General features: G+C 36.8%; 16 protein-coding genes. 10 read left to right on the top strand and 6 right to left on the bottom strand.

Translation table 11 applies throughout. From position 1 onward, the window contains the following. Positions 1-5 precede the first annotated feature (5 nt). Positions 6-1,871 carry a SurA N-terminal domain-containing protein gene (locus K6I41_RS10100; RefSeq protein ID WP_151988016.1) on the top strand — a complete coding sequence of 622 codons (1,866 nt, stop codon included), beginning with the start codon at positions 6-8 and terminating at the stop codon, positions 1,869-1,871. Between the two features lie 48 nt (positions 1,872-1,919). Here K6I41_RS10100 and K6I41_RS10095 read toward each other — a convergent pair whose 3' ends face one another. Continuing rightward, positions 1,920-2,864 (bottom strand): AraC family transcriptional regulator, encoded by a 945-nt coding sequence (locus K6I41_RS10095; protein ID WP_013198047.1) that lies wholly within the window; start codon positions 2,862-2,864, stop codon positions 1,920-1,922. A gap of 189 nt (positions 2,865-3,053) precedes the next feature. Between K6I41_RS10095 and K6I41_RS10090 the strand changes: the two genes are divergently transcribed. After that, positions 3,054-4,277 carry an alkane 1-monooxygenase gene (locus K6I41_RS10090; RefSeq protein ID WP_250374227.1) on the top strand — a complete coding sequence of 408 codons (1,224 nt, stop codon included), beginning with the start codon at positions 3,054-3,056 and terminating at the stop codon, positions 4,275-4,277. Positions 4,278-4,385: 108 nt separating this feature from the next. Here the strand turns inward: K6I41_RS10090 and K6I41_RS10085 are convergent, their stop codons facing one another. The 4 genes from K6I41_RS10085 to K6I41_RS10070 form a co-directional block, all read right to left on the bottom strand. Then, positions 4,386-5,591: an acyl-CoA dehydrogenase family protein gene (locus tag K6I41_RS10085; protein ID WP_250374226.1), complete on the bottom strand. Its 1,206-nt coding sequence runs from the start codon at positions 5,589-5,591 to the stop codon at positions 4,386-4,388. Positions 5,592-5,614: 23 nt separating this feature from the next. After that, positions 5,615-6,898 carry an acyl-CoA dehydrogenase family protein gene (locus K6I41_RS10080; protein WP_250375776.1) on the bottom strand — a complete coding sequence of 428 codons (1,284 nt, stop codon included), beginning with the start codon at positions 6,896-6,898 and terminating at the stop codon, positions 5,615-5,617. 229 nt (positions 6,899-7,127) lie between these two features. Beyond that, positions 7,128-8,501, bottom strand: a complete 1,374-nt coding sequence (locus K6I41_RS10075; RefSeq protein WP_005304840.1) for an ABC1 kinase family protein — start codon at positions 8,499-8,501, stop codon at positions 7,128-7,130. A 233-nt stretch (positions 8,502-8,734) separates the two neighbouring features. Next, positions 8,735-9,037: a hypothetical protein gene (locus tag K6I41_RS10070; RefSeq protein WP_005304842.1), complete on the bottom strand. Its 303-nt coding sequence runs from the start codon at positions 9,035-9,037 to the stop codon at positions 8,735-8,737. Between the two features lie 190 nt (positions 9,038-9,227). On the opposite strand from K6I41_RS10070, the gene ybaK reads away from it, so the two are divergent. The 8 genes from ybaK (at position 9,228) to K6I41_RS10030 (ending at position 17,898) form a co-directional block, all read left to right on the top strand. After that, positions 9,228-9,695 (top strand): Cys-tRNA(Pro) deacylase, encoded by a 468-nt coding sequence (gene ybaK, locus K6I41_RS10065; RefSeq protein WP_151767297.1) that lies wholly within the window; start codon positions 9,228-9,230, stop codon positions 9,693-9,695. Positions 9,696-10,319: 624 nt separating this feature from the next. Further along, on the top strand, positions 10,320-12,467 hold the full coding sequence (gene mtlD, locus K6I41_RS10060) for a bifunctional mannitol-1-phosphate dehydrogenase/phosphatase (RefSeq protein ID WP_250374225.1): 2,148 nt from the start codon (positions 10,320-10,322) through the stop codon (positions 12,465-12,467). 105 nt (positions 12,468-12,572) lie between these two features. Continuing rightward, positions 12,573-13,199 (top strand): 2'-5' RNA ligase family protein, encoded by a 627-nt coding sequence (locus K6I41_RS10055; RefSeq protein ID WP_250375775.1) that lies wholly within the window; start codon positions 12,573-12,575, stop codon positions 13,197-13,199. Then, entirely contained in the window at positions 13,187-13,705 is a 519-nt protein-coding gene (gene cobU / locus K6I41_RS10050; RefSeq protein ID WP_250374224.1) for a bifunctional adenosylcobinamide kinase/adenosylcobinamide-phosphate guanylyltransferase, read from the top strand. Before K6I41_RS10055 ends, cobU begins: the two co-directional genes overlap by 13 nt. Before the next feature lies 1 nt (position 13,706). Then, the gene (cobT, locus tag K6I41_RS10045; RefSeq protein WP_250374223.1) at positions 13,707-14,762 is read left to right on the top strand and encodes a nicotinate-nucleotide--dimethylbenzimidazole phosphoribosyltransferase; all 1,056 of its coding nucleotides are present in this window, start codon (positions 13,707-13,709) and stop codon (positions 14,760-14,762) included. Beyond that, positions 14,755-15,354, top strand: a complete 600-nt coding sequence (locus tag K6I41_RS10040) for a histidine phosphatase family protein (RefSeq protein WP_151822706.1) — start codon at positions 14,755-14,757, stop codon at positions 15,352-15,354. Before cobT ends, K6I41_RS10040 begins: the two co-directional genes overlap by 8 nt. Before the next feature lie 125 nt (positions 15,355-15,479). Next, complete coding sequence (locus tag K6I41_RS10035) at positions 15,480-17,048, top strand: histidine phosphatase family protein (protein WP_250374222.1); 1,569 nt, start codon at positions 15,480-15,482, stop codon at positions 17,046-17,048. A gap of 106 nt (positions 17,049-17,154) precedes the next feature. Continuing rightward, a complete protein-coding gene (locus tag K6I41_RS10030) occupies positions 17,155-17,898 on the top strand; it encodes an adenosylcobinamide-GDP ribazoletransferase (RefSeq protein WP_250374221.1) in 744 nt (247 codons plus the stop codon). Positions 17,899-17,971: 73 nt separating this feature from the next. On the opposite strand, the gene K6I41_RS10025 is transcribed toward K6I41_RS10030, so the two are convergent. Beyond that, positions 17,972-19,081, bottom strand: coding sequence for a 3-deoxy-7-phosphoheptulonate synthase (locus K6I41_RS10025; RefSeq protein ID WP_284453891.1), 1,110 nt, complete (start codon positions 19,079-19,081; stop codon positions 17,972-17,974). Positions 19,082-19,113 lie beyond the last annotated feature (32 nt).

The following is a 19,113-nucleotide window of genomic DNA, read 5'->3' as shown; positions in this document are numbered from 1 at the left end:
TACTTATGGAATCGTTTCGTACAGTCATTAAGGGTTGGCTCGGCAAAGTCCTTCTAATTTTGTTTTTGACCCCTTTAGCACTTGTAGGTATTGAAGGATATTTTAATAGGGGAAACAAGGCTGATGTTGCAAAAACAGTAAATGGCCAAGAAATATCTAAAAAAGACCTTGAAACTTTAACTCAGTCTTACAAAGAACAATATTTAGCTGCTGTTAAAGGCGATGAGAGTTTACTTAATTTGCCTGTTATTCAGGCTAAGGCACTTGATATTTTAGTGTCGCGTAATTTACTAATTCAACAAGCTGAAAAATTAGGTATCTCACTTAGTGATACTCAAATTGAGCAAATGTTAGCTCAACAGCCTAGTTTGCAAGAGAATGGACAGTTCTCGCAAAAACTCTATGAAAATTACTTACGTTCTATTGGTATGACAAGTCAGGGCTTAATCGCTAGTCTTCGTCAAGATCATGCTTTAAAAATGCTAACGTCAACTTTTTCTGATTACTCTTTAGTAAGTAAAGTTGATTTAATGCAAATTGCGAATTTGCAAACTGAACAACGTACATTACATTTGGCTAGTATTAAATTAGATGGTTATAAAACTGGTTTAACTGCCTCTAATCAAGAAGCTACAGATTATTACAACAAACACCAAAATGAGTTTAAACAACAATCTTCTGTTGATGTGGATTATGTGGTTGTGTCACCATCACTAATGGCTAAACCAGCTCCGGCAACTGAAGCTGAACTTCAACAAGCGTATAGCAAGTTTGTTGAAACTCAGAAAAAAGATGCTAAACGTACTGTGAAGCATATTTTAATTACTACTGATGCTCGTGATGATGCCGCAGCTCAAAAACTTGCTAAAGAAGTATATGCGAAAATTCAAGGCGGTCTGACATTTGCACAAGCTGCATCTCAGTTCTCTGAAGATCCAAGTTCGAAAGCAAAAGGTGGTTTAGTTGAAGCGTATGCACCAGGTGTTTTTTCCGATGCATTTGATAAAACTGTAGTGAGCTTGAAAAATGGACAGATTTCTCAACCAGTAAAAACTCAATATGGTTATCATATTATTGAGGCAGAAACTCAAGCTAGTCAAATCCCTTCATTCGAAGCAGAGAAGGCGCGTTTAACTGCTGAGGTTGAAAAGAATAAAGTTGCAACTGTTTATTCAGATACCGTAAACAGTTTAAATGAAACGATTGTTGGTAATGATTCTTTAGAAGCTGTTGTACAAGAAGTAAAAGGTACAAAAGTTGAATCATTAAATGGCGTAACTTTAGCTACACAAAATCCATATTTAAGTGATCCAAACGTTAAAATTAAATTGTTTAATGATGACGTGAAAAATGGTGACCGTAATGCATCCTCTAATATTCAGTTAGCGAATGGTGATACGGTATGGGTTAAAGTACGTGATTATCATGCTGCTGGTGTAAAACCTTTAGCACAGGCGATGAATGAAGCAAAAGCAAAAGTTATCGATGAAAAAGCGCGTAAAGCTGTTCAAGCTAAAATTGCTACAATGCTAGCTGAATTTAAAACTCAACCAGCAGATCAAGTAGTTGCTAAAAATAAAGTAGCATTTGAATCGGCTGGCGTATTTAGTCGTTCACAAGGATTAAAGCGTGAAATTGAGCGCGCGGCATTTAGTGCAGCTACACCTAAGCCAGGTATGTGGTCTGTTACAACTGCAAATTTACCAAATGAGCTAGTTGTTGTTGCAGTTTCAAATGTAAATTCATCTGCTGCGAATGCTATTCCTGCTGATCAGTTGCAGCAGTTAAAGCAACTTTATCGTCAGTCACGTGGTCAACAAATATTAGAAGATTACAGTCAATATTTAAAATCACATGCAAAAATTAAATAATAATTTGATTCAATAAAAAAAGCGCCTCGGCGCTTTTTTTATTGGCAGTTAATCTAAGCTGTGCCCAATATATTGCTGTCTATATTGTTTAGGAGATAAATCAAAAATTCGTTTAAATGCCTGACTAAATGCTGTTTCGGATGAATAGCCAACCTTATTTGATATTTGCTGAATTGATAAGTTACTTGTACGTAAATACTGGCTGGCTAAACGGAAACGATAATGTTGTAAATAAGTTAGAGGTGGCTCACCAATAATACTGCTAAATAAGTTTGCAAATTTAGAACGTGACATACAGCATTGTTCAGCTAAAGATTCAACTGTCCATGTGACTTCTGGCTGGCTATGAATAGCAGATAGCGCATTGCTTAGTTCGGGATGAGTTAAAGCACTTAACCAGTTTTGTTGATCTGTCATCTGCTGAATATGATCACGAATGCATTCGATGAGCAAAATACTGACTAAATGATCAATAATTTTGTCGTGACCCGGCCTGATTTTTTGAGTTTCGATTGCTAGAAAATAAAGTCCAATTTGTAGCCATTCAGGTGGGGTAGTTTGATTTTCATGCTGAATATGCATGATGGACGGCAGGGCATTAATGAGTGGCCCAGCCATATGAGTATCGATTTGACAGCGTAAAGATAGCAATAATGTATTATCTGGAGATGAAGTACCAAATTCGATGGCATCTTGTCTATGACCATTAAAAAGCGAAGTGATATCCAAAGAATCTACCAACTTACTCGCTGTTGATTTTGAGTCAGTCGCACTATGTGCTTTTCCTGAAGGAATTAAAATAATATCGCCAGCAGTCGCAGTTATTTTTTCTGAAGTGTTAAGTTGAATATATACAGAACCAGTTAAAACAATATAAGCAAGTAAAGCAGATTGATCTTGTGTTTTAAAAGCCCATTCTCCTTGCGCTTTTAAATAGATGTATTCAGACTTATTCAGGTGAATATCATCAAAAAATTTACTTAGTGCATCCATATTTAAATGATCAATCATTATTTTAATAAAATTATAGTGAGCTATAAGAATAGATCAACATGTGTTTTTAGGACAGAAAAGTGGAAGAAAATGCCAAAGACTTTAACATAGGTTTTTTGGACGGTTACTACTGTTAACTAAACACTATTTCTTTAACTATATAGACATATAGAAAAAGGAAATATAGCTATGAATGCACCAGTAAATGTTCAGCAAGAACTTATGCCAGTGCCTGCGTCTATGCGTGAAATAGATCGCAAACGCTTTTTATGGATGATTAGTCCTGCTTTACCTGCTATCGGTTTAGCTATTTTAGCTGGTTATCAGTTTGGTCCACGTCCTTTGAAGAAAGTTTTCGCATTAGGTGGTCCACTTTTATTACATGTCGTGATTCCTGCAATTGATACTATTATTGGGAAAGACGCTCGAAATCCGACAGATGAAGAAATTAAGCTTTTAGAAAAAGATCCATATTACTCACGTCTTGTGAAGAGCTTTATCCCTCTACAGTATGCTGCGAATGTTTATGCATGTTATTTAACAAGTCGTAAAACAACATCTTTTATTGATAAGATTTTACTTGGTATTTCAATGGGTGCAATCAATGGTATTGCGATTAATACAGCCCATGAGTTAAGTCATAAGCATGACCGTATAGACCATATTCTGTCTCATCTTGCTTTAGTTCCAACAGGCTATAATCATTTCCGTATTGAGCATCCTTACGGTCATCATAAGCGTGCAGCAACACCAGCAGATCCAGCTTCATCACGTATGGGTGAAACATTCTATGAGTTCTGGCCACGTACTGTTATTGGTTCTTTTAAGTCTGCAATAGAAATTGAAAAAAATCGTTTAAAACGTAAAGGTAAAGAATTCTGGTCTTCAGATAATGAACTATTGCAAGGCTGGGGAATGACTGCTGCTTTTCATGGTTCTATGGTTGGAATCTTTGGTAAACGTACAATTCCATATTTAGCGACACAAGCATTCTATGGCATTAGTCTTTTTGAAATTATTAACTATATTGAGCATTATGGTTTATTACGTCAGAAAAAAGAAAATGGTCAATATGAACGTACAATGCCAGAGCATAGCTGGAACAATAATAACGTTGTAACAAACTTATTCTTGTACCAATTGCAGCGTCATTCAGACCATCATGCTTATCCGACTCGTCCATTCCAAGCATTACGTCATTTTGACGAGGCACCTGAGCTACCAAGCGGTTATGCCAGTATGCTACTACCAGCATTAATCCCTTCATTGTGGTTTAAAATAATGGATAAGCGAGTTTTTGATCATTATAAAGGTGATTTAAACAAAGCAAATATTTCGTCAAAACGACGTGCAAAAATCTTTAAGAAATTTGGTGTAGTTGATAAAGCATTAGACAGTACAACTACCGAATAAATAAAAAAATTAATTCCTGAAATACGAAGCCCTCTAGTTTAATCGCTAGAGGGCTTTTAAGTTTTTACATAAAAAGCTAATAAAAGAAGGGGAAATTTCCCTTAATTATTATTTTAGTTCGCTAGAGGATTTACCCAGTTCTCGGCGGGCAATGATTAATTGCTGGATTTGCTGAGTACCTTCAAAGATATCGAGAATTTTCGAATCACGAGCCCATTTTTCAAGTAACTCATCTTCGTTATAGCCCACACTTGCTGCTAATTCGACACATTTTAAAGTGATCTCATTACCCACACGACCTGCTTTAGCTTTTGCAATAGAAGCTTCCTTAGAGTTTGGTTTTTTGTTATCTGCCATCCACGTTGCTTTTAACATGAGTAGGCGAGCAGCTTCCCACTCAGCTTCCATACGGTAGATTTGTGCTGCAAGGTTAGAAGCATGTAGGTAGGGGGTAGAGTAATCAAGATCAAGTTGATCTTTAAAAATCTCTTTAATACGTTCTAGTGAAGCTTTAGCACAACCGATTGCCATTGCTGCAACTAAGGGGCGAGTGTTGTCAAAAGTTTCCATTACTCCAGCAAAACCTTTAGCGACGTCTACTTCGGCATTACCTAAAAGGTTTTCGGCTGGCACACGGCAATCAATAAAACTAATCACTGCTGTATCTGAAGCTTTAATTCCTAATTTATGTTCGAGACGTTCAACTTTCATTCCCGGTGTACCTTTGGGTACCACAAATGACTTAATAGCTGCACGTCCAAGTTTGCGATCAAGCGTGGCCCAAACGACGACAGAATCTGCACGTTCGCCAGAGGTCACAAAAATCTTTTCACCATTTAAAATATAGTCATTGCCATCTTTTGTTGCAGTGGTGCGGATAGCAGCAGAGTCAGAGCCACATCCTGGCTCAGTAATTGCCATTGCTGCCCATGTTCCGTTGAACCGCTCTAATTGCTCATCATTTGCGACAGCAGCAATTGCTGAGTTCCCAAGCCCCTGACGTGGCATACTCAGCAATAAGCCTGTATCGCCATAACACATCTCAATAATACCAAGAGCGGTCGACATGTTGGTTCCGTTACGAACACCCTCACTGTCTGTATGACCGCGCTTTCCAGCACCTGCAGCTCCAGCATTAATACCTTCGCCACCTTCATTCATACCATCAATGAGTGAAGCGAGCATATCCAGCTCTTTGGGATACGCATGCTCAGCTTTATCATATTTACGAGAAATAGGGCGTAAAACATTGATCGCAACATCATGTGCTTGATCAATCATCATTTTGAATTTTTTAGGATTTTGTAAATTCATTAAAGTATCCTCTGATTGATCATTTAAGCATGTAAGCCAGATTGTAAAATTGCAGTAGCGCGTAGATCACGGTACCAGCGTTCAACTGGATGTTCTTTTGTGAAACCATGTCCACCAAGAATTTGCACACCATCTGTACCGATTTTCATGGATTTTTCAGCACAGAGTAGTTGGGCTAGATAAGCTTCGCGGTGAAATGGCTTGCCTGACTCTGCAAGACTTGCCGCATTTAAAATCAACATACGCATCGCATCAATTTCGATAGCCATATCTGCAATCATGAAAGCGACACTTTGGCGATGAGAAATTGGTTCACCGAAAGCAGTTCGTTCATTGGCATATTTAATACAGTAAGCTTTAACAGCTTCACATGTACCTACAGCCATTGCACACCACATTAAGTTACCCAAATCTAAAAATGCAGTGTAATCAAAATCTGTTGCACCTAAGCGTAGAGCAGGTGTGTGATTAAAGCGAAGAGTTGCAGTTTCTGTGGCTTTAAGACCCATAGCTGGAGTGTTTTTAATTGAAATTGTGTCACCGCATTGCACGACAAATACGTCTGGCTTGCCGTTAAAGTCTGCACTTACTAAAAATACATCAGCTAAATCACCTAAAATTACTAATGTTTTTTCGCCATCAATGAAAAACTGATCATTTTCAAGTGATGCTTTTGTTTTTAAAGCATAAGGATTAAATGCTGGAGTTGCTTCTTGAACTGCAAAGGTTGCTGTAATGTCTGAGTCTTCTGCAAAACATGGTAGGTACATTGACTGAACTTCAGCAGAACCCCAACGTGTGATTGCATTGATAACGCTAAATGTACTGAGTAATCCTGCTGTAAGGCTAAAATCACCTTCAGCTAGTTTTTCAGCTATTAATAGATTACTTACAATATTTTGTTCGGCCGCGACACCACCTAATGCCTCTGGAAGTGCATAGTAATTGAGTCCTAAATCTTCCACATATTGCCAAAGACTTTCAGGAAACTGAGCTGCCTGATCAGCATCATGCGCTAATCCTAATAGAACCTCTTGAGCAAATTGAGACATTGCATCAGAAGTCATTTGTTGTTCTTCAGTTAGGCTTAAATCAAATAGATTTTTTTGTTGGCGAGGTAATCGCTGTTGTGAGATCTGTTTTGGTTTAAATGCTTTTTGAGTCTGGCTTAATGCTTTAAAACCAGCTTTTGAACCTTGATAAAGAGATTTTTCAACAAATTTACGCAACTTGAGTTGATCAAGTACATCGCTTCCAGCCAATCTGGTGATCAGCGATAAACCCAAACCCTGAGCTTTATTGATCATACTTGTCATGATTATGGTGTCCTAACACGTTGTTATTGTTTTATGCTGACACGCCTCATATTAAAAAACTATGTCGTTACTGACATTCAAAAAATGAGTAGATAAATGGCAAATAGAAAATAATAAAATTATAAGTTTTTGATTTTATTTGTTTAAAATTATTTGATGATTGGGTGGATTGAGAGGTATTGACTAGAATGACATGGAATCATTCTAGCCCTTTATTAAATTAAGCAAAGTTACGAATCATACGTCGCACATTTGTTTTTGCATCAATAACTGTCATAAACGTATAGGCCCCAATAAACTTACGGCTAATAAACATAAATTCTTTTGGAGGAACTGAGAAATAACGTGACGCCATTGATTTACTTGCTTGCTGCATAACACGGCTATGTAACTGACTTTTCTTCCAGTCATAACGTTCATGTTCATCCATAAGGCCAGCGGGCATATCTGGATTATTTGCAGGGGTACTAAATGCTTCTGTCGCGATTAAAAACACATCAGCCATGCCGGGTTTAATACTTTCAGGCATTGCATCAAAAAATTCATATCCAGTCATGGCTTGTACCATCGCATTTTTATCATGCTGATAACCTGCTTGAATGAGTTGACGTGCAACTGCTAACAGATGTTCATCAAACTGACGGATAGCACCAAAATCTAATAACACAATTTTGTCTTGAACGTCTTGGCCATTACCCAAACGAACAAGGTAATTACCAAAGTTAGGGTCAGTCTGCATTTCACCCCATTCAAAAATTTCACGAACTGCAATTTCGAGTGAAGCTTCACCGAGCTGATTACGACGCTCTTGAGGTAAAGACAACATCACAGGGCTATTGATTGGAACACCACGTTCAAAAGTCATGCAAAGTACTTGATTAGTGCAGTATTCATCTACAATTGTCGGAACAATATAACGCTCGTCATCTTTTAAGCGTTCACCGAAACGACGGGTAGTGGCAGCTTCAACATCATAATCAACTTCACGATGCATCATTTCACGTACTTCATCAAACCACTGATCAAATTCACGGGTTTGTGGCACCATACGTGTCAGTTTAAGCATGTTTTTAAACAAGCTCATATCTGAATCAATTGCATTTGCAACGCCAGGATATTGGATTTTTAAAACTAACTCTAAGCCGTCTGATTTACGTGTTGCACGATGTACTTGTGCGAGAGATGCAGTACCAATTGGTTCATGATCAATCGTTAAATCATTTAATTTAGCACCCAATTGCTCTTGTAAATGTGGCTTAATTGCAGGCCAATCTAAGGCAACGGTTTGGTTATTTAGGGTATTTAATGCTTGTGTAATCTCTTCTGGTAAAAAGTGTTCACCATAAAGAGCCATCATTTGGCCAATTTTAACAATAGAACCCTTAAGTTTACCTATTTCAGAAACCAGATAGTTAGCTTGTTCGCTCATCGCTTTTTTGCGTTTCTTTTCTTTTTCTTCTTCATTAGAAAATAAAGAAGAGGCACTTGCAGTTGCCCAACGTGTTCCTGCAAGTAAAGAAGCTTTCGCGATTGATAAGCGTCGATCCATGGAAGAAGTTTTTAAACTCTTAAGCTTATCTTTCTGATTTGACATGAAAATAGAATCCTATGCGCATCATGCAGCCAAACGCTGGTGATCTAAAATTGTAACGAATATTACATGTTTTGAGCGTATTAAAATAGTTCTCTCAGACTGAATGATAGGCCGAAATGGTCATCTTTATTCCAATAATTCTTAAATAGCCTAAGCAATTCGGAAATTTAAGAAATTAAAACAATTCAGATGACTAAAACTAAGATAAAACAGATCTTTGATAACAAAGTGGATTACATTTTAAATTGAATCTTTAATTCAGATTTCTGCATCAAATGCAGGCGATTGGTCTGAATATGTTGCAATAACATCTGTTTGACTGAATCATGCATAAAGCCAAGTGCATGAGCTTTTACTATAATGATGCTAGGAAGGGTATAAAAGAAGTACTTAACATCATCAAGAGTTGCGTTATTAAAAATACCTTGTTCAATTAACGTCTGCTGCAAAAAATGCTTTTCATTTAATACAGAATCTGAAGATTCATCCCAAAAACGGTGACGCATCGCCATCAGATTGTTGTGTTTATAACTCATAAAATTGTCAGCTCAGACTTCAAATCTAAATAAAATATATGGAGTCGAGCAACGAATATCAAGTTGAGATTATTTTTTCTTCAGTTGCTGTTTGAATTTTTATGTAACTCTTGTAAATAGCCTAAGCAAATTTAAAAATTTTTCTAAAAAAACTATAATCGAAACAATTTCATCTATAACACCACTTATCATGACTCCTGCATGTAGATTGTTAAAAAGTAATAAAATCGAATTTTCTATTCATGAATATGAACATGATTCAAATGCCAAAAGTTTTGGATTAGAAGCAGCCGAAAAATTAGATTTAGATGTAAACGAAGTATTTAAAACTCTAATGGTAAGTGACGATAAAAATTATTTCGTTGCTGTCTTGCCAGTTAATCACCAATTAAATTTAAAAAAAGTAGCTACGGCGTTTGGATGTAAAAAAATACAGATGGCTAATCCTAAAGATGCCGAACGTTTAACAGGATATTTAGTAGGAGGGATTAGTCCTTTAGGCCAAAAGAAACGATTAAAAACGGTCATTGATGCATCCGCTCAAAACTTTAATAAAATTTATGTAAGTGGGGGAAAAAGAGGGCTGGATATTGGTTTAAATCCAAAAGATTTAGCTCAGCTTTTAAATGCTCAATTTGTTGATGTGCTTGATCAATAATAATGACTGAAAAACATACTTTAAGAACCAATCATGATTCTCTATCTATATTGAGAAAATACTTTATGCAGATCTTTTTTTAAAAGAGAGAAGCACAAATAATGAAGAAAAAGCTTGAACTATCAAATGAAAATGATTATCATTATTGTTAGTGGCGATATAGCTATTTTCTAAAGGAGCAAAGACATTGGTTGTAATATCAATCTTATATTCTATTCGTTCATGCTCATTTTCTTACGAATTTTAGAGTTATACCAGAAGCACCAATAATGAGAATAGCGAAAGGTGAGTTGATTCCTGGTATGTGACACCTGCGAGACATTATAAAAATATGCAGGTTCAAGTAGCGGTAAATGGAACTAAGAAAAATAAATACTATCAGCGCAACAAAAAGAATAAACCAAGAGTGGCAAGCGAGGATGGCTTGCTACTCTTGTATTTACAGTTAGCTTCATACTTATTCATATTGTTCAACCTTTTTAGAGTTTTAACTCTGCTCAGTAACAGATCTCTTATATTTTTGATTAAAAAATAACCACTAATGTTTCATTTATTAATATCCCGCCTTTTTAACCAATTTTTTGTATACCCTGAATAAAACATGATCAAAAAAGAGGAAAAAGCGTGCTTATTTTTCATGGAAAACCTGTTCATGGAGCAATTTTTGATATGGATGGGACAATGTTTGATACTGAGAGGTTGCGGTTTCAAACATTGCAACATGCATCTCAAGAACTCATTGGACAGGAGTTTTCACACGAATATTTAATGCAATGTTTAGGTTTAAGTGCAACTACGGCTGAGCAATTGGCTCAACGGTTATATGGTGTAAATGTTCCCTATAAAGAAATTCGAAAAAAAGCTGATGAAATGGAACTCGAATATATTCGAAAACACGGCGTACCGATTAAAAAAGGTTTGGTTCAAGTTTTAGAACGTTTACGAAAATCTGGCTTAAGAATGGCTGTTGCGACTTCAAGCCGTAGAGCAATTGCCGAAGAATATTTAATTAATGCGAATGTTTATAAATTTTTTGATGTGGTTACCTGTGGTGATGAAGTAGAGCAAGGAAAGCCACATCCAGAAATCTTTTTAAAAGCTGCTAGTCAACTTCACTTGGACGCTAACCAGTGTCTTATGTTTGAAGATTCTGAAAATGGTTTAACTTCAGCTCACACTTCAAAAGGTTTAACCATTTTATTAAAAGATATTAAAGAACCAAATGACGAAATGCTGGAAAAAGCACATTTTTATTATGATCAGATGTATGACTTTTTAACCGATCTCGACCAATTTATTCCTGTTATGGATATGCCAGAGATGCAGGAACCTTTTCCGCAAAGCCTAAATCAACTGACGGTTGGAATACATGGTTTCGGTGCTATTGGCGGTGGTTATATAGCGCAAATCTTGTCACATTGGGATGGGTACACAAAACCCAAGAGAATTATTGCTTCAACACGTAATAGTCTTTTTCGAGAAGCTGTGAATGCATTTGGAACTTATAGTATTCGCTATGGACAGTTTTCTTATGATGAACGTATTGAGAATATGACCATTGTTGATTCTGACAATGAGCAACAAATGCTAGAGATGTATACACATTCAAGTTTGATTGCACTTTGCTTACCTGAACAAGCGATCGAGACTGAAGCAAAAATAATTGCAAGAGGATTATATGCGCGTTTTAACTCGCCACTTGAAACATGTATTGAACCGCTAACTTTTCTAATTATTTTAAATAAAGTTGGTGCGAAATATTTGGTTATGAAGCATCTTAGAGAAGCTCTACTAGAGTTAACCAACGATGAAGATGTAACTGAGCATATTTTAAAAGAACATTACTTTTGTGACACCGTTGTAAACCGCATGGTTTCAAAGCTATCTAATCAGAATTTATATCGTCAACTTCGTATTAAGCATCACTTTCTTGAACAGCATTTATCTGATGTGGAGCATGAAGAACAAGTCGAAATTGAAGATTGCAATAAACTGTCCCAAGATCAGCAAAATCAGGCATCTTTATATGTTGATAACATGCGCCGTAATTTCCAGCCAGGTCATATATTACAAAGCATGGACCTAATTCTGTTTCATAGCGAAACGGATATGCCAATTTATGTAGAAAAAGGCAGCCCTCTACTCGAAAAGTTACGTCAACTTGTCTTGGTTAATCAGATTACAGATATTCAATTAATCAAAAACCGACTATGGAATGGCGTGCATGCCATGCTTGCTTGGTACGCATCTTTACTAGGTTATGAATCTATTGGTGTTGCCATGGGTGATCATTCAGTTAAAGCCTTTGCAGAAAACTTAATTATAGAAGTAAAACAGGGGCTTGCAATTGTATTGCCTAACTATGCAAAAGATCTGAACCGAATGGCTCAAAGTTTTCTAGACTCATGTGAATACGCATTTAAAGATCCGTGTCAAAGAGTAGCTCGAGATCCATTACGCAAACTCAACCATAATGAACGTGTCATGGCATCAATTGAAATGAACATAAATCATGATTTACCTTATAAAAATTTATTAAAAGGTACTGCTCTAGGTTATGCCTATGCGATTCAATTTTTAGAAATTGAAGAGGCTGATGCGATTAAACATTTACAACAGCAAATTCAGAAATTGGATATGAATACTACCCAGAAAAGGCAACTTGACGTTGAGTTAACGCAATTAGTTCAATATTTATTTTCTGAACAAGGCAAACAGCCTTTAAATATGAATATTACCAACTCCAAAAGTACGCGTACTCAGTATGCTTAAGTTCGTTTAAATAATTAATGTTCTACAACTGAAAGGCAAATGTGCTTTAATACGAAAATTGAATGATTTTGAATTAAAGCTGTGCTGCTAAAACCTTCGACGTTCATGGTGCCAACATCTATACGGGATTATCCCGAATGGCATCTTGGGCGCCAAAATTATGCTTTATGGTATTTAGAAATTAATGATCAAAAAATAGTTGATTATTTAGATGCGTTACGCGCGCATTTTTCAGAATTCTTATTAGAACCCAATAATCGTCAATATCATATCACGCTGTTTATATGTGGATTTTTAGACCACGAAACCAGAGTCTATAGTGATGACTTTAGTTTGAGTGAATTTGAGCAGCAAAGAGAAATCTTAATAAAAGAAGATTTTGCTCCGTTTCATTTAAGAATTGGTTTAGTCGATAGTTTTAGTAGTGCTTTATTTGTAGAAATCCAAGATACCGATAATTTTTTATCTCACATACGTCAAAAATTAGGCATAGTTTCTAATGAAATTGCTGCTTTAGAGTATTGCCCGCACATTACATTGGGGTTGTATAAAAAAGACTGTAGTAGTGATTTGATTTTACGAAAAATTTCTCAATTACCTGTACAATACAAACACGCTGAATTTGATCTTAAGATCGAGCATTTAACGTTTGGTTATTATCAGGCTCAAACTTTACAAGGTAAGTTATATCCATCTCAGCATTTGTTTTTAGGTGATTCATGTTGCAACTGATTTTGGGTGGAGCCCGTTCTGGCAAAAGCCGACTGGCTGAACAAACAGCAATAAATACGCAATTAGCTGTGACTTATGTTGCTACGGCGCAAGCGCTTGACCCAGAAATGCAAAGTCGAATTGAACACCATCAAAATCAGCGTCCTGCTCACTGGTCTTTGGTTGAAGAACCATTATATTTAGCAAATGCTCTACAAAAAATTGATAGCCCTAATCAAATTATTTTGGTGGATTGTTTAACGCTTTGGCTAACCAATTTGTTACTTTTAGATGATCAAAGTGTTCAACAACTTGAGTGTGAGCAGCTGTTAAAAGTTTTACCTACGCTTGAGTCAGAAATTATTTTAGTAAGTAATGAAACGGGTTTAGGCGTTGTGCCACTCGGTAAGATAAGCCGCCAGTTTGTAGATGAAGCAGGCAGACTACATCAAGCTCTAGGGCAAATTGCAGATAAGGTTGTATTTTGTGTGGCTGGTTTTCCAATGATTTTAAAAGGTGAGAAATAAAATGAACTGGTGGTTAGAGTCTGTACAGCAACCAAATTTGGACGCAAAACAACAAGCAGAGCAACATCAACTCCAACTCACAAAACCTACTGGTGCCTTAGGTGATTTAGAACTGATAGCAGTTAAACTTGCCAGTTTGCAGTCAAATGCACATCCACAAGTTAACCATCCATGGATCACCATTTTTGCGGGCGATCATGGCGTGGTTGAAGAAAATATTTCTGCATATCCTCAAGCCGTAACCCGTCAAATGCTGCAAAACTTCACGACCGGTGGTGCAGCAATTAGTGTCATTGCCAAATATCATCAAGCTCATTTGCAAGTGATTGATTGCGGTACCGTAGGTGAAGCATACCAATACGCAGGCGTTGAACGTCATTGTATTCGAGCTGGTACAGCAAATTTTGCTAAACAAGTTGCAATGAATACTGAGGAATGCCGTGCTGCTCTAGAGTTAGGTAAAAATAGTGTAGACACGGCTAAAGCCGACGGCGCGGATATTTATATTGCCGGTGAAATGGGAATTGGAAATACCTGTTCTGCTTCTGCCTTAGCATGTCTTTTATTAAATGATACTGCTGAGCAATTAACTGGAGTAGGGACAGGAATTGGTGCCGATCAGTTAAGACATAAAATTGAAGTCATTGAACAAGCAATTGAGCTTCATCATAAACATGTTACTGGTGATGCGTTCAAAACATTGTGTGCAGTTGGTGGATTGGAAATTGCGGCAATTGTAGGTGCTTATATTCGATGTGCGCAGATTGGTTTACCTATTATTGTGGATGGCTTTATTAGTTCGGTCGCAGCTTTGTGCGCGATACGGATGAACCCTAAAGTACGTGATTGGATGTTATTTGGCCATCAATCGGCAGAGTATGGACACCGTCGTATTTTGCAAGAACTCAATGCAGAGCCGATTTTAAAAATGAATTTACGGTTAGGTGAAGGTAGTGGTGCAGGTACTGCTTTGTCATTACTTAAAATGGCATGTGTATTACACAACCAAATGGCTACTTTTGCTCAAGCTGCCGTAAGCGGGGATAAAATTGGGTAAATTCAGAATTGATTTGCTCAGACATGGCGAGAGTCAATATAGCCATACTTTACGTGGACATTTAGATGATGAGTTAACGGCAAAAGGTTGGCAGCAAATGCAGTCAACCATTGAGCAAGTTGCAAATCAGTCATGGGATGTCATTATAAGTTCATCATTAAAACGTTGTGCTTGTTTTGCTGAGAAACTTGCAAAGACAACTCAGCTACCTTTACTTTTAAACCATGACTTAAAAGAAATGTATTTTGGTGAGTGGGAAGGTGTCTCAACTCAGCAAATTTATGAAACTTCACCGGAATTACTGGCAAATTTTTGGCAAAAACCGAGTCAATATTGTCCACCGCATGCAGAAACATTAATGCAATTTCAAACAAGGGTGCTTAAAGGCTTTCAAGAACTACTCGTAGAAATGCAAAACCAAAACTGGCAACATGCATTGGTTGTTACCCATGGCGGTGTGATTAAGCTATTAGCTTGTTTGGCCACGCAACAACCTTTAGATGATTTGCTAAAAATGCCGGCAGAGCTTGGGAAATTATATTCATTCGAATTTTCTGAAACAGATGGTCAATTAACTTTCATGTTGAGATAGCAACCTTATATTTCTCTACACATGTAAGTTATTATTTTTATAAAAGATATTTGAGTGATTGTAATAGAACTGTCATTGCTAAAAATTAAGCTATTGGCATTTCTTATTAATCACTCATCTAACTTATGAATATTTTATTTAAAACGACTGTGCTCGCAGCATCATTATTACTTGTGGCTTGTAACAATAATGATGATCAAAACATTCAAACAACTGCCCCAACAAATTCATCAAAATATTATCAAACTAAAACGCCTTACCAACCACAACAAGAAATAAAAAACTATGAACAAGCACCCAATGGGTTCCAGCCAGTTTTTACAGAATTAGTGGCACGTCACGGTTCAAGAGGTCTCTCAAGTCTGAAATATGATTTGGCACTTTATAATTTATGGAAACAGGCAAAAGCAGAAAATGCCTTAACACCATTAGGTGAACAATTGGGTGCTGATTTAGAAGCAATGATGAAAGCCAATATCTTATTAGGCTATGGCGTGGAAGGAATCCGCCAGTACGGTTATGGAAATGAAACCACGACAGGTATTTTAGAACACCGCGGCATTGCAGATCGTTTATTACAACGCTTACCAAGTCTTTTAAATTCGCAAGCATCTATATTGGTACAAAGTTCTGGGGTGGATCGTGCGGTAGATAGTGCTAAGTTCTTCACGGCTGAACTCATTCAACAACAACCGCAACTTAAAGATAAAATTGTACCAACGTCTTATACCAATTTATCGAGTGCAAGCGTTCCAAGTGTTGAAGATGGTGGCGTTGATCGTTTTAAGCTCTATTTTCATAGTTTGAATGCAGATGAAGACTTGGTCCAACCACTTAGTGCTGGTCAACAAAAAATTTATGATGCTAGTCAGTCCTATCAAGATTTTGAAGAAAATAATAAAGATTTAGCCCAAAAGTTAGATGAGTTATCAAAAAATACAGAAGCTGAAAAAACTGCCCAAACAGTGCTTAATCCGATTTTTAAAGCAGACTTTATTAAAAAACTGGGTACAACAGGTTATAACTTTAGCAATACCGGATCCTTTACGGTAACTTCACCAAAAGGTGAGCAAATTACAGAAAAAGGTAAGGGGAAAAATACGATTGCTAGTGCAGTTGATGCAGCAGCTTATATTTATGAGCTCTATTCAATTTCTGGTGGTATGAAAGATGAGTTAAAAGGTATAGATTTTGATAAATATATGCCGTTAGATGCTGCGAAATTCTACGCTGAATTTAATGATGCAAACGATTTTTACGAAAAAGGTCCAAGTTTTACAGAGTCAAATCAAGTCACAAGTGAAATTGCTAAAGGACTTAAACAGGACCTGTTCCAACAAGTTGACGCCGTGGTGAATAAAGCTCAGCCTTACAAAGCAGTTTTACGGTTTGCCCATGCTGAAATTATTATTCCTTTGGCAACCAGCCTAGATTTACATAATATGATGCAGCCTTTACCACTACGTCAAACTTATAATTACTCAACCAGCGAATGGCGCGGTGAAGTAGTTTCACCTATGGCAGCAAATGTCCAATGGGATATTTACCAAAATAGCCAAGGCAATACTTTGGTAAAAATGCTTTATAACGAAAAAGAAACTTTGTTCAAATCTGCATGTAACTATGCACGTTATACACCAACAAGTTTTTACTACGACTACATTAAATTGAAACAGTGCTATCAAATGCAATAGATTTTCAGTTTTTGGAGTCTTTAATGGGAATAGGGATTGCTATTCCCATTTTTATTTCTTCATAATCCAATTTGCTTTTAAATATAGATCAGTTAGAGACTTGGATATGACACCTTTTTGGATTGCATTGCAATTTTTAACTGTTCTGCCTATTGAGCTAAAGACAATGCCAACGGCGCAACAAAATGGTCGAGCTATTTTGTTTTATCCTTTAGTCGGGCTGATTATTGGTGGCATTCTTTTTCTTATCTCGTGTCTTTTAGTTAAATTACCCGTAATTTTGCTTGCTGCTATCATTATGACTTTATGGATTTGGCTGACAGGGGGATTACATTTAGACGGGCTAGCAGATACGGCAGATGCATGGGTAGGTGGTTTTGGAGACAAACTACGCACTTTACAAATCATGAAGGATCCAAGTTGTGGTCCAATTGGCGTGCTAAGTTTAGTTATTATTTGTTTGCTCAAGTTTGTACTGATTTATGTGTTGATTGAACAGCATCAAACGTTATTTTTAGTCTTTGTCCCCGTACTTGGGCGTATTGTGCCGTCTATTTTGTTTTTAACTACGCCATATGTCCGTGAAAAAGGTTTAGGCCGTTCATTGACTGATCATTTACCCAAAACAGCGTCATGGATAATAACTGCTGTAGTTTTGTTATTGGCTTTATATTGGGAATGGCAAGGGCTCATCGCCATTATTGGCTTTTTGATCGGTCTGGTTTATTTAAGACATCTTTTTATTAAAAGAATTGGCGGTATTACAGGTGATACAGTAGGGGCAGCAATTGAGCTTAGCGAAATCGTGCTACTTTTTGCTTTTGTGGTGAGTCATTTTTATTTAGTTTGATGTTGAATTTCGACAAAGAAAAATAAAAAAGCCCTCAAAAATGAGGACTTTTTTGATCTTCTTAAAAGATGAATTAACGATTTGGTAAAACTTCTTTTAAAGCTTCATGCATTTCAAGTAATGTTTTTTCAGTCGTTTCCCAGTCAATACAGCCATCAGTCACTGATTTGCCATATTCGAGATCACAAAGATTCTCAGGAATATCTTGGCGGCCGCCTTTTAAGTGACTTTCAACCATAAGACCAACAATTGACTTATTACCATCTAAAATTTGTTCAGTAATATTTTTGAGAACAAGTGGTTGTAAGTACGGGTCTTTATTTGAGTTTGCGTGGCTCGCATCAATCATGATTTTTGTACTAACTTTTGCTTTTGCTAAAGCATTTTCTGCTTCTTCAACAGAGCCAGCATCATAGTTTGGCTTGCCATTACCACCACGTAATACTACGTGTGCGTAAGGGTTACCACTCGTATTAATAATCGAAACTTGTCCGTCTTCATTAAGACCTAAGAAGCTATGACCATATTTAACAGACTGCATCGCATTGGTTGCAACAGTTAAACCGCCATCTGTACCATTTTTAAAACCTACTGGTGATGATAGACCAGAAGACATTTCGCGGTGAGTTTGGCTTTCAGTTGTACGTGCACCAATTGCAGACCACGAAATTAAGTCTTGGTAATACTGCGGAGAGTTCGGGTCAAGTGCTTCAGTTGCACATGGTAAACCTTTTTCATTTAATTCAAGTAAAAGCTTACGACCAATACGTAAACCTTTTTCAATATTAAAAGAGTCATTCATGTCAGGGTCATTAATGAGACCTTTCCAACCAATTGTTGTACGTGGTTTTTCAAAATAAACACGCATAACTAAATACAATGAATCTTTAACCTTTTCACTTAATGCTTTTAAACGATCGGCATATTCGTGGGCAGCTTTTGGATCATGAATAGAGCAAGGACCAATAACGACAAACAAACGCTTATCTGAACCATCTAAAATATTACGAATGGTATCGCGACCTTTTAGAACAGTTTGTGAAGCAACATCAGATAAAGGAAGTTCTGATTTAAGCTCGGCTGGTGTTACAAGAGTTTGAATGCTTTTAATATTAACGTCGTCGATATCTGGCTTTGAAACGGAATTTGAATGTGTAGTCATTGCTGTCACTGGTTCGATCATACTAAAGGTTGTTTTGTGTACTGAATATACCA

Origin of the sequence: Acinetobacter sp. AS23, from assembly GCF_023612055.1 — a bacterium.
Taxonomy (GTDB): domain Bacteria; phylum Pseudomonadota; class Gammaproteobacteria; order Pseudomonadales; family Moraxellaceae; genus Acinetobacter; species Acinetobacter oleivorans.
The sequence above is the reverse complement of the archived record's forward strand: the minus strand, read 5'-3'. Positions and strand labels throughout refer to the sequence as shown.

Coding starts and splice junctions, on each gene's coding strand:
- K6I41_RS10085 (WP_250374226.1), bottom strand. CDS start 5,591: ATGAATTTACAAAATCCTAAAAAATTCAAAATGATGATTGATCAAGCA.
- K6I41_RS10035 (WP_250374222.1), top strand. CDS start 15,480: ATGAATATTTTATTTAAAACGACTGTGCTCGCAGCATCATTATTACTT.
- cobT (WP_250374223.1), top strand. CDS start 13,707: ATGAACTGGTGGTTAGAGTCTGTACAGCAACCAAATTTGGACGCAAAA.
- K6I41_RS10090 (WP_250374227.1), top strand. CDS start 3,054: ATGAATGCACCAGTAAATGTTCAGCAAGAACTTATGCCAGTGCCTGCG.
- K6I41_RS10030 (WP_250374221.1), top strand. CDS start 17,155: ATGACACCTTTTTGGATTGCATTGCAATTTTTAACTGTTCTGCCTATT.
- K6I41_RS10080 (WP_250375776.1), bottom strand. CDS start 6,898: ATGATCAATAAAGCTCAGGGTTTGGGTTTATCGCTGATCACCAGATTG.
- K6I41_RS10025 (WP_284453891.1), bottom strand. CDS start 19,081: ATGATCGAACCAGTGACAGCAATGACTACACATTCAAATTCCGTTTCA.
- K6I41_RS10070 (WP_005304842.1), bottom strand. CDS start 9,037: ATGAGTTATAAACACAACAATCTGATGGCGATGCGTCACCGTTTTTGG.
- cobU (WP_250374224.1), top strand. CDS start 13,187: ATGTTGCAACTGATTTTGGGTGGAGCCCGTTCTGGCAAAAGCCGACTG.
- K6I41_RS10075 (WP_005304840.1), bottom strand. CDS start 8,501: ATGTCAAATCAGAAAGATAAGCTTAAGAGTTTAAAAACTTCTTCCATG.
- K6I41_RS10095 (WP_013198047.1), bottom strand. CDS start 2,864: ATGGATGCACTAAGTAAATTTTTTGATGATATTCACCTGAATAAGTCT.
- K6I41_RS10100 (WP_151988016.1), top strand. CDS start 6: ATGGAATCGTTTCGTACAGTCATTAAGGGTTGGCTCGGCAAAGTCCTT.
- ybaK (WP_151767297.1), top strand. CDS start 9,228: ATGACTCCTGCATGTAGATTGTTAAAAAGTAATAAAATCGAATTTTCT.
- K6I41_RS10055 (WP_250375775.1), top strand. CDS start 12,573: ATGGTGCCAACATCTATACGGGATTATCCCGAATGGCATCTTGGGCGC.